Source organism: Arthrobacter sp. 05L417 (assembly GCF_056397865.1).
In genome coordinates this window covers 20,077-31,155 of record NZ_JBFTOG010000053.1, presented here as the reverse complement: position 1 = coordinate 31,155, position 11,079 = coordinate 20,077, and the positions used below count along the sequence as shown (strand labels likewise).

9 protein-coding genes are annotated in these 11,079 nt (G+C 64.1%); 6 read left to right on the top strand and 3 right to left on the bottom strand.

Annotated features, from left to right (window positions below):
- Both AC1DJW_RS24700 and AC1DJW_RS24695 read right to left on the bottom strand, forming a co-directional pair.
- Positions 1-1,856: HNH endonuclease (locus tag AC1DJW_RS24700; RefSeq protein WP_476902782.1), on the bottom strand; the 1,856-nt coding region annotated here is incomplete at its 3' end.
- 92 nt (positions 1,857-1,948) lie between these two features.
- A complete protein-coding gene (locus AC1DJW_RS24695; protein ID WP_284756200.1) occupies positions 1,949-2,272 on the bottom strand; it encodes a hypothetical protein in 324 nt (107 codons plus the stop codon).
- Between the two features lie 134 nt (positions 2,273-2,406).
- On the opposite strand from AC1DJW_RS24695, the gene AC1DJW_RS24690 reads away from it, so the two are divergent.
- Both AC1DJW_RS24690 and AC1DJW_RS24685 read left to right on the top strand, forming a co-directional pair.
- The gene (locus AC1DJW_RS24690; protein ID WP_476902781.1) at positions 2,407-2,745 is read left to right on the top strand and encodes a hypothetical protein; all 339 of its coding nucleotides are present in this window, start codon (positions 2,407-2,409) and stop codon (positions 2,743-2,745) included.
- 9 nt (positions 2,746-2,754) lie between these two features.
- Complete coding sequence (locus tag AC1DJW_RS24685) at positions 2,755-3,258, top strand: mycothiol transferase (protein ID WP_284756203.1); 504 nt, start codon at positions 2,755-2,757, stop codon at positions 3,256-3,258.
- A gap of 9 nt (positions 3,259-3,267) precedes the next feature.
- Here the strand turns inward: AC1DJW_RS24685 and AC1DJW_RS24680 are convergent, their stop codons facing one another.
- On the bottom strand, positions 3,268-4,692 hold the full coding sequence (locus AC1DJW_RS24680; protein WP_476902780.1) for an MFS transporter: 1,425 nt from the start codon (positions 4,690-4,692) through the stop codon (positions 3,268-3,270).
- A gap of 115 nt (positions 4,693-4,807) precedes the next feature.
- Between AC1DJW_RS24680 and AC1DJW_RS24675 the strand changes: the two genes are divergently transcribed.
- The 4 genes from AC1DJW_RS24675 to AC1DJW_RS24660 all read left to right on the top strand — a co-directional run bounded on the left by AC1DJW_RS24675 (position 4,808) and on the right by AC1DJW_RS24660 (position 10,954).
- A complete protein-coding gene (locus AC1DJW_RS24675) occupies positions 4,808-5,356 on the top strand; it encodes a TetR/AcrR family transcriptional regulator (protein WP_390281017.1) in 549 nt (182 codons plus the stop codon).
- A 445-nt stretch (positions 5,357-5,801) separates the two neighbouring features.
- Positions 5,802-6,716, top strand: a complete 915-nt coding sequence (locus AC1DJW_RS24670) for a hypothetical protein (RefSeq protein WP_476902779.1) — start codon at positions 5,802-5,804, stop codon at positions 6,714-6,716.
- 69 nt (positions 6,717-6,785) lie between these two features.
- The gene (locus tag AC1DJW_RS24665; RefSeq protein ID WP_390281023.1) at positions 6,786-8,153 is read left to right on the top strand and encodes an MFS transporter; all 1,368 of its coding nucleotides are present in this window, start codon (positions 6,786-6,788) and stop codon (positions 8,151-8,153) included.
- A 239-nt stretch (positions 8,154-8,392) separates the two neighbouring features.
- Positions 8,393-10,954: a helix-turn-helix transcriptional regulator gene (locus AC1DJW_RS24660; protein WP_476902778.1), complete on the top strand. Its 2,562-nt coding sequence runs from the start codon at positions 8,393-8,395 to the stop codon at positions 10,952-10,954.
- Positions 10,955-11,079: the final 125 nt, after the last annotated feature.

The window sequence follows — 11,079 nt, the reverse complement described above, 5'->3', positions numbered from 1 at the left end:
CTGAAGTAGTGGTTGCGTCGGGGTGTTTGGCGGGGGTCGAGGTGGGGTGGTGGTTTGAACCATGCCGTGCCGGTTTCCATGGTGATGGTCCAGTGTTCTTTGTGGATGACGTGGTGGTGGTGGCTGCATAGCAGGGTGCCGTTGTCGGTGCTCGTGGTGCCGCCCTGTGACCAGTAGGTGATGTGGTGGGCTTCGCACCAGGGTGCGGGGATGGTGCAGTCGGGGAAGGTGCAGCCTTGGTCGCGGGCGATGATGGCTTTGCGGATGTGGGGCGGGAAGATCCTGGTGGTGCGGCCGATGTCCAGGACGCGGCTGTCGCTGCCGAGCAGGACGGGGATGATGTCCGCGTCGCAGGCGATCTTGCGGATGACCGAGGGGTGGATCGGGCCCTGGAAGGTGGAGGCACCGGTGCCGGGGCGGGGGTTCGCGGCGGTTGATGTTTCGCGGTCGATGCGCTTGAGCAGGTCTTGGTAGTCGATGGTGACCATGACCTGGGGGCGGAGTCCGCCGTTCGCCGGCAGCCCGCCGGTGGCCAGGGCGATGCTGCAGGCGCCGGTGAGTCCGTCGAGCAGCTTCTGTGCCCGGGAGCGGCGGTCCAGGGCGGGGTGGGCGGCGGTGTCGTGCTCCGGGTGTCCTGCGGGGCTGCCGGTGGTGCCGGCTGGATCCGGATCCTGTGCTCCGGCGGGGTGGGCTGCGTCGTCTGTGTGGTGCTGGAGGCGGGGGTTGGTGGCGGTGTTCATGGCTGTGGCGAGGGTTTCGAATTGTTCGGCGGTGGCGAAGATTTCCAGGTGGTGCAGGCCGCGGCGGGTTTTGCGGATGAATGCTCCTTGGCGGTGGCGGAGTTCTTCCTCGCCGGGTTCGGTTCCGTCCTGGTCGATGGCGTCGACCCAGCGCTTGGCCATGCGGTTCACGAAATCGGGGTCGCTCTGCACGGCGGTGTGGGTGAGTGAGTGCTCCATCTGCCGGGTGGTTTCCTGATCGGCGAGGTGTCGTACCTGGTCCAGGGCCGTGCTGATGATGGTGGCCGATCGGGAGGGCACGGCTGCGGTGGAAAGGGCCGCGGCGAGGACTTCGTGGCGTGCGGGTACGTCCTGTCCGGTGATCCCTGTCCGGGGGAGCACGCCGGAGGCCAGGGTGAGCCGGCGCCTGGCCTCGCCGATGCCGATCCGCAGCCTGGCCCGCAGGAATTCGGCCGCGTTCCGGTAACCGTCGTCCACCGGGTCGGCTGCTTCGGCCAGGTTGGCGGCAGAAGCCTGCACCGGGACGTCCGCGGCTTCGGTGAGGCTGGTCGCGGGGCCTTCCGGGGCGGGCGCGGTTGCCGTGTCTGCCGGAATTGCCGTGCCGGCCGCGGTTGCGGTGTCTGCAGGAATTTCCGGGCTCGCTGCGGTTGCCGTGGGTTCGGTCCAGCCGGTCCTCCACCCCGGGGCCGCGGATGGCTGCCGTGCCGCCTGGGCTTCGCTGCGGGTCCGTTCCACGGCCTGGGCGGCGACGAGCTGCAAGAACTCCACCGTCCGTGAGATCTCTTCGACCTTGCCGGCGAAATCCGCGGCATCAGGGAAAGTGAACGAGCGGGCGTCGGAGAGAGCGGTTGTGCGCAGCGCATCCATCGCCGCCACCGCCAGGTCAAGGCCACCCGCGGGGGACGGTGCGGCGGCGGCCGGGTTTTGGAACTGGGAAGGGATCTGGAACTGGGAAGGGGTCTGGAGCTGGGAAGAATTTTGGAACTGGAACGAGTTTTGAAGCTGGGCGTGGCGGGCGGCGACGGGCTTCAGGCGGCGGGACAGGCGTCCCGGCGCCGCGATCCCGCCGTCGGGCGGGGTTGCCCGACGTGCCACGAGTTGACCGATGCCTTCCATGACTAAACCCTGTCACGGGGGTCTGACATTTAAGGCTCCCGCACAGCCCTTCGGCGTCGCGAAAAGCGAAACAAGGAAAACTGGTCTCAAAATCAGGTGCTGAGTTCCCAATGAATCCGGATCGCGTCAGCGATCGGGCCGGCGGTGACGTCTACCTGAAAGGCCACGGGCGCGGTACCTGTCGCTTCAATGACGGTGTCGTGGTAAACCCGGCCGCATGACGGACACAGGGTGTAGAGGTCCTCATCGTCGGGCCACGCGGCCAGTCCGGCAGGGACCGGCGACTCTGCTCCCGCGTAAACAGGGACGCCCTGCGAGTTGGCCTGAATCAATCCCTCTTTGCTGACCGTGTTTCCGCACAGGCAAGTGATCGTGGTGACATCATGACCGATGACATCAGCGAATTCAGTGTCCATTTGAGCTCCCCGGCGTCGGAAGAGACGTTCTGCTTGTAGTTTATGCCTGCCGATCCGCCGGATGTTTGACCCCGCGCGACTTAGCTGACGGTTTACCCGTTGTTACCCGACAGCCGGGGCGGGAAGATGTTCCCATGCTGCCTGAGGAGCGTTTCAACGTGCTGGTCGATGAATTCAGGGCCAGCCCCGGCGTGAGCGTGCCGGGAGAACCGGGGCAGCGCGGATTCGGTTCGAACGCGCTGAAGGTTCACGGCTCGATTTTTGCGATGATCTCCGGAGGAAGGCTTGTTGTGAAGCTGCCGCACCAGCGGGTCGAGACGCTGATCGGAACCGGAGTTGGTGCGCCGTTTGACGCCGGAAAGGGCAGTGCAATGAAGGAGTGGCTCACCGTCACTGCCGATGATGAGGAGACATGGCTGGCCCTGGCACGTGAGGCCTTGGACTTCGTGGGGTCTCAGCCAAGAACACAGTGAAGGGAAGCGATGAAATCCAACGAACTGCTGCAGGATGCTTTTGGCCGGATCCGTGACGTAGTGGCCGCAACCCTGGAAGGGGTCGACGACGAGTCCCTGGTCCGTCGGCCCGCCGGCACCGGAAACTCGATTGCGTGGTTGATCTGGCACCTCAGCCGCGTGGAGGACGTCCAAGTCGCGTCCGCCGCCGGGATGAAGCAGGTCTGGATTTCGCAGGATTTCGCCGGCCGTTTCAAGCTGCCGCTGCCCGAACGCGACACCGGCTACGGCCACTCGAGCGATAAAGTCGACGCGGTTCAGGCCCCGCCGGAGCTATTGCTCGAATATTACGACGCCGTGCACCGGCAGACGATGGCGTTCGTGGAAACGCTCGACGACGAGGACCTTGATCGCATCGTCGACACCCGCTGGGACCCGCCCGTCACTCTCGGCGTGCGCTTGGTCAGCACGATCGCCGATTGCCTTCAGCACGCGGGGCAGGCCGCCTACGCCAAAGGCCTAGGCGGCCGGTGAGCGCACCCCTCATGCCACGTTGCGAGATACCGCGTTCCGAGGTTTGAAGACCAACCCCAAGACGGCTGCCAGGGCGAGCGCGGAAAGGACGGTTGCCGACCAGAACCCGGCCCGCCCGCCGGTCAGGAAGTCGCCGGGGATCGCGAAGGCTGCGTAGATCGAAGCCACGATGGCCAGGCCGACGGCGCCGCCCAACTGCTGCATTGTCTGGAAAAGACCGGAGGCGGACCCTGCGTGCTCGGGTTCGACATTGCGCAGCGCGAGCGTCGTCAGCGGCATGAACGTCATGCCGGCGGAGATTCCAGTGCCCAGGAGTGCAAGCAAAACAAGGGCGAACGGGGTGTCCGTTTTCAGTTGTGTGAGCGGCAGGAAGGCGACGACGCGAAGCGCGGTGCCAAAGACCACCAGCCGGACGGCCCCGAAGCGCTCGAGTAGCCGCGGGACGATCCGCGACATCGCGAAGATGCTTAGCGGCATCGGCAGGAACGCAAGCCCGGTCACCATCGGCGTGAGGTGCAGATCGTCTTCTAGGTACTGGACCATAAGGAAGAACATCGCCAGCATGCCACCGTAGGTCGCCGCCATCGCGGCCAGCGCCGCCAGTCGGCTCGGGCTGCGCAGCAGTTGCGGTCGGAGCAGCGGGTGCGCCACCCTCCGCTCGGTAACGGCGAGAACTGCGATCAGCGCTGCGCCGACAAGCAGGCCGCCGATCGTGCGCGGGCTGGACCAGCCGACGTCGCCCGCTTGGATGAGGCCCCACACGATGGCGACGGCGCCGCCCGTCGCGGTCACCGCTCCGAGGATGTCGAAGCGTCCGGGCCGCCGGGGAGTTTCCGCGACGAGGCGAGGCACCGCAATGAGGACGACGACGCCGATCGGCACGTTGATGAAGAGGGTCCACCGCCAGCTGGTGGTATCGGTGAGGAGTCCGCCGAGGATGAGCCCGAGCGCGCCTCCCATGGAGGCAATGGCGGAGAACAGGGCGAGCGCCCGGTTCCGCGCGCCGTCGTCCTTCGCGCTGGTGGTGATGAGCGCGAGGACGCTCGGGGCGGCGAATGCGGCGCCTAGGCCCTGGAGTGCGCGCGCGATGACGAGGAGTAGGGGCGAGGTGGCCAGGCCACCAAGCAATGAGAAGAGCGTGAAGGCCGCGACGCCCACCAGGAAGGTGCGACGACGGCCGACGACGTCCCCGATCCGTCCGCCGAGCAGCAGGAGGCCGCCGAAAGCGACGGCGTAGCCGTTCAGGACCCAGCTGAGTTCGGCCCGGTCGAAGTGGAGGTCGGTGGCGATGTGGGGGAGCGCGACGTTCACGACGGTCGCGTCGAGGACAAGCATGAGTTGGGCCAGCATGACCAGCCAGAGGCCAATGCTGCCGGCGCGACGGCCGGATGTAATGATCCCGGCGGGTGCGCGTGTGGCGATTGTGGGTGTCATGGGAGGTGTCCTGTTCTAGCCGAGGGGGCTGACGTACACTAAGAGGAGAGTTGCTCCGTTTAGAACTATACGGAGACACTCTCCGTTTTGCAATGGTGTATTGAAAGGTGTTTCTGTGCGCGCTGACGCCCAACGCAACCGCGACCGGATCGTGGAGGTTGCGCGTGCACTCTTCCGTGTCAAAGGCTTTGAAGCCGTCTCCATGGACGAAGTTGCCAAAGCGGCCGAGGTGGGACCCGGTACGCTCTACCGGCACTTCCCGACCAAAGAGTCGCTGTACGACGCGGTCCTCGAGGCGTGGGCAGAAAAGGTCCGCACCGCCGTCGACCGGGCACTGTCCCTCGACGCCCCGGCGCGGGAGCAGTTGTTGAGCTGGCTGACCGACTATGCGTCGATGCTGACAGAACACAAGGGTGCGGCCGCGCGGATCACCGCGGCGCTAGGCGACCCGGGTTCACCATTTGCGGCAAAGTGCCAGACCTACCTCGGCGCTAATCAGCGCGTGATCGAGGCGTTGGACTCCGCCTTGCGCCCTGGAGTGGATGCGATGCAGATCAGCCGGCTCGTCGGCGGTGTGGCCGCAGTGGTAGACAACAGCGAACTTCCGGCCGATGCAGCAGCATCCATGCTCGCGGTAGTCGCTGACGGACTTGTAGCTTCCTGACTGATTCAGAGCGCGCGTCCGGGGACGCTCCCCGATCCTCCTGCACTCTCGGAGCGCTTTGCCCTGTGTCAGGCGACCCTCGCTCACTTATGGCGCGTTTTTCGCGTTCGCTCGCTCACTATGACGACGGCGCACGGGTGCGCAGGAGCGTTTAGCACTGGCGGGCTACTTGCGCCGTGGGGCCATCCTCGCTGAACTTTTCCCTGGCCTGCGTATGCCCTAAGTGCCTTGCCGCCGACCGCCGTCGTGCGCCCTCCGGGTGCAACACGGGCAACACTCGCAAATTCGTTAACTAATTCGAGTAGGGATCACTCAAGGCTGCCCAGAAGCCCGTCCGTAGGATCCGAAGTGAGCCGAAGATGGCTCACTGCCATTGCTTTTGGGATGCAATGTGCGGCAGCACCAACCCCCGGCAGGGCCCTGAACCATGCCAAGGACGCACATCATGAAAACTGCAAAACTCATGGCCGTCGCTTGCCTTTCGCTTGCTTGGATAGCCACACCATTCACCCCCGCGAATGCCGCACCCTTGGAGGCTTCGGGCATCGTCTTGGGCAGCGACATCTCCTGGCCCCAATGTGGTGGCTGGTTACCTTCCGGCCAGGCGTTCGGGATCGTCGGAGTGAACGACGGCCGGCCGGGCACCGCGAATCCCTGTTTCGCCGAACAGTTGGGCTGGGCCAACGGTTCGGCGGGCGGGACGAGCCAGCCGGCGGCCGCCGTGTATGTGAATACCGCCAATCCCGCGGGGTATGGCGGGTGGTGGCCGGCATCCGATGCGGAGGTGGGCGTGAGCGGTCGCAACCCATATGGGAGCTGCGACGGGACAGCTTCGGCGGCGTGCGCCTACCTCTACGGTTATGGAATCGCCTTCGACGACGTCAATCGCTACGGGATCAGCGACCCCGCCAAGCGCATGTGGTGGCTGGACGTGGAGACCGGGAACGCCTGGTCCTGGGACACTGTGGCCAACGCCGCGGTTATTGAAGGCATGGCCTCCTTTTTGCAGAGCATTGGCGCGGCGGTGGGCATCTACTCAACCTCGTACCAGTTCGGACTAATCGCCGGTCGGCTTCACCCCGACAGCAACCTGAACGGACTTAAGAGCTGGCTTGCCGGAGCAACGTCTCCGGAGTCCGCTGTGGAACTCTGCTCCGCCCCGCCACTGACAGTCGGCGGCGTGGTTGCGCTCACCCAATTCACCACCGACTTCGACTACAACTACTCCTGCATTCCGCCTGCGCCGCCGCCACCCCCGCCGCCAGCTCGGGTTGTGGCCCCGCCAAAGCCCCCGGTCCCGACGGTGACTGAATATGCCAACGGAAAGCGCAAGCCGGTACTGTCCATACCGCAGGGCTGACGGCTCCCCGCCGAGGTTCGTGACGCGTCGTTTCGTGACCTCAGGCAACGATGGACCAGACTTAGGGACGTGACCAACAAACCCCGCCCCGGCCTAGCGATCGCTGCACTGAGTCTCGGGACGGCGCTGAACCCGCTGAACTCGTCGATGATCGCCGTCGCGCTCGTGGTTCTTCGCCAGGACTTCGCGCTCGACGTCGCCACGGTCACCTGGGTGATCACGTCCTTCTATCTCGCCTCGGCGGCTGGCCAGCCGCTCATGGGCCGCCTGGCGGACCGCTTTGGTCCGCGGAGGTTGTTTACCTTCGGCATGGCAGTGGTCGCAATTTCATGCGTTCTGGCGCCGTTCTCGCCGAACTTTGCGCTGGTCTGCGTGGCCCGCGCGCTCATGGCGGTGGGGACCGCGACGGCGTACCCGTGCGCCGTCGTCATGGTCTCGACGCTCAGCCGGCAGGCGAACATCAGCTCCACCCGGCCTCTGGGGCGGATCCAGATGGCGAACACCTCGGCCGCTGCGGTGGGACCCGTCGTCGGCGGCCTCCTGGTGAGCCTGATCGGCTGGCAGGCGCTGTTCGCGATCAACGTGCCGATCTCGCTTCTGGCCCTGATCGTGGTGCAGCGTGTGGCGCCGCCCGACGTCGGACGCGAAAGCGGCAAGCTCTCCGCCCTCCTTCGCGATTCGGACATTCCGGGCATCCTGGCGTTCATCGCTTCGTTGACGCTGGCGATGATGGCGCTGCTCAACGTCATGCCGGCCTACCGCTGGTGGTTCATCGCCGTCGCTGTTGTATTGGCCGCGCTGTTTGCCTGGCGCGAGTTGCGTTTCAGTCCGCCGTTCCTGGACTTGCGGCTGCTCGGCCGGAACCGGCCGCTGCTGCTGTTGTACTTGGGTTTCGCGGTGTTCAGCGCGGTCTACTATTTTGCTTTCTTCGGGCTTCCGCAGTTGCTGCAGCAGGCGGGAAAGTACGACGCCGGGGTGGTCGGCCTGCTGATGCTTCCCCTTGCTGCCATGTCGGTTTTCATGACGCCGGTGACGGTGCGGTTCATTGAGCGGTTCGGCGTGCGGTCCGTGATGATCGCCGGCGTCGTGCTTTTGGCGCTGGCTTCCGGTGCGCTCGGGGTGCTGACGCTGTCCTTCTGGCCCCCGCTGGTGCTCGTGCTCACCGCGCTGATGGGTGTGCCGTATGGGGTGGTCAGCACGGCATCGAACCAGGGCTTGTATGTGTCCGCACGGCCCGAGGACAGGGGAGTGGCAGCCGGGATTTTCCAGACGTGCCGATACCTCGGGGCCATCACGGCGACGGTGCTCATTGGTGTGCTGTACGGTCCCGGGGTCAACCAGGCAAACTGGGGGCTCATGGTGTTGGTGATGCTGGGGCTGAGTGCGGTGGTGTTTGTGTTGGCCCTGGCTTGGCGGAAGCCGGGGGCAGTGGGTTAAGTCCCATCGCGCCGCTCCGAAACCCGCTGCGGCTCGACAGACCCCCTATACCTACTCCGACCCACCTTGACCACTCATTTTCAGTGCAATGCCCACTCAATTTCAGTGCAATGCACACTGAGTGATCATTTTCGCCCGTAGCGTTGGATAGATTGTCAGGCTAGGGCTCTGGGGCGCTCTCCGCAGATTTGGAAGGCCACTAGGCTCTCACATTTCAAAGCTGCGTTAGGAGTTGGGAATTGTTCGAAGAGGAAACCCGACGGGCACTTGACTACGTGTCTCGCGGCGTGAGCGTACGGATCGTCGGCGGCCCCGGAAGTGGAAAATCGACGGTCCTGCAGTCGATCGCCGCTGGCCTCGAAAAGGCCGGTGTCACGGTCTACAGCCTCTCGGGTTCGCGGCTCCTGAATGAGACCCCGTTCGCAGGGATTGGCGCACTCGGACTGGAAGGGCGCGGGCAAGAGAATGGGCCGCTAGGAGTCGCGAACGTGCTTGCCGAACGGTTGGCTCGGCGAGGCCGCCGGGCGCTCGTTGTTGACGATATCGATGAGCTCGACAAGGAATCAGCGGCAGTCATTGACATTGTTCAAGGGCGGACCCAACGGCCGCTTGTGATGACGATGGACGATGCCCCACTGTACTCAGGGGCCTCAGTGTTCATGCCTGCCCGATGGCCGGAGGCAACGATTCGACTCAGTCCTCTTCACTACGATCAAGTCAACAAACTGCTGGCCCAGACACTCGGGTCGCCGCCGGATGTGGATTTGACCACCGCCGTGCTCATGAAATCTGGATGCAGCCCGGGACTCGTGGTCAGGATCGCCCAAAGCGCAGAGCTGAGCAAGCAACTTATCCTCCATGGTGGACAGTGGAGAATGGGTGGGCACACACTCTGGAACGAATATCTACAGAGCACCGTCCAGGAACTCCTTCACGGACTAAGCGCCGATGAACGGACGGCTTTGCATACCCTGTCCGTGGTGGGAGCCCGGCCGCTGGGGTCCCTGAAGCCAGTAGTTGAGGCAGATATCCTGGACAGGCTCGAAATGCGCGGGCTGGTTGCGCTCACCGAAGACAGCGGCGGAGCCATATGGGTAAGCGTTAGTCCGCACATTATTGTCGACCATTTCCGTGACCCTCACATGCGATCCTCCCGCAGGGTGCTGGCGGACCGGAGTAACCGGGAGATCGATTCCCATGACCCGCCGGTAAAGAGTTCCTCGCCTGAGCTTCTCGCCGAATTGATCGGAGACTTGCGGAGTGAAGCCGGCGGCGGCACGGCTGCGACGCAGCATTTCCAAGAACAACTACGGGAACTGGAGGAATCACAATTCAGCGTCTGGGGGTCCGAAAAGACCATGTCCAACGCAGCAGCGTTCCTCAAGTTCTATTGGGGCGGCCCGATCGACCCGTCACGCATCGAACAAGTCTTCAGCGAAACCGAGACGGCTGGCGCTGATTCCGGCGATCACTTCTTCTTCGCCATGACGCGGGCGCTGTGGGCCATCGTCAGCGGCGGGGAAGCATCCGCCGCGACGGGCATACTCCAGGCGATCGGCCAAGCTCACCCCGATTGGAGTGCAGAAGCCCAGGCGTTCGCACTCTACCTGCAGGCGTCTTTTGACCGAATGCCTTTGAACCTCGACGAAACCCTGGACAGGCTACGCAGCCGCCATCCCGAGAGTGGCGTTCTGCCAGTCATCCGGGGCATTCTGGAGCTCTACCGCTTCGACGCCCAGGCTGCCCTCCGGGCCCTTGATTCAGCAGATGGCTTCGACCTTGCCGCAGGCATGGAACCGTTCATCCGCGGACTCGCTCTCCATATTGCCGGCCACGGCGAAGAAGCAATGATCTTCTCCCTCAGTCAACGAGCCGCGGCACGGCGCCGCCTTGATCAGTTCGGCTTCGTCGCGAGTAGCTACGTTGCGGTACTGGCCATGACACAACAAGGACTCAGCAAGGAAGCTGACTATGTAATGACTGGCGTGTTCGCGCTCGGCCGGCCCGGCTTCCTCGTGAGCTTCCTCCATGACGCCTTGCTCAGAATCGCCGGCCTTCGCGTATTGGCCAGCTCCGGTAAGAATGTCCCCTCGCTGGGGATTCAGGCACGCAAAGACGCCGCCGACATCGGCCCCCTGCCTGGAACCGGAAAAGCAGTCTATGAGCTCGTTACCGGGAAATACGCCGATCCAGCCGAGTTTGATGAAAAGGCTGCCGACCTTCTGGAACAACAACTAGACCGGGGTTACATCACCGAAGCCGTGTATGCCTCATTGTTCATGCTGTCCCTCTACCCCGGACACAAGATCCTGGAGACCACGCAACGGCTACTGCAGGAAAACGGCGTGAACACCCATGCCCAGTTCCTTGCCATCGCCGGTGCCATTCGGGACCGCGACCACCAACTGCTGAAGATTCTCCTGGACCAATACGAAGTGGACTTTGACCTTCCCGCGATCACCAGGCTCCTGAAAGGCGTGGTGAAGGGTCACCTCCTCAAACGCCACCGAGGTTTGGCCAAAACCTTTCATCAAATCATCTCAACTTTCGAAAACCGCTTCCCGCCAGAAGGGGTACTACTGACCCTCGACACGGGAGGGCATCCTCAGGGTCTGACTCCTCGGGAGAGGGAAATCGCCATCCTGGCAGGCAGCCAACGCACTCCCGAAATCGCTGCCCTCCTGGGGATCAGCCCACGGACCGTGGAAAACCACATCTCCAGAGCCCTTGCCAAGACCGGAACCACCACGCGCCAGTCCCTTTATGAGCACGCTCGAAACTCCCAAACAAGCGGTGGATAACTGGACGCCCGGCCGCAGATCCTCGGCTGCAATTCAGCTGGGAGTATGACTGCTCTTCGGCTGCGCCCGCCACGGTGAGTCCGGTCGCTCCCTGAGTTGGGGCTTGACGCACTCCCTATCTGGCA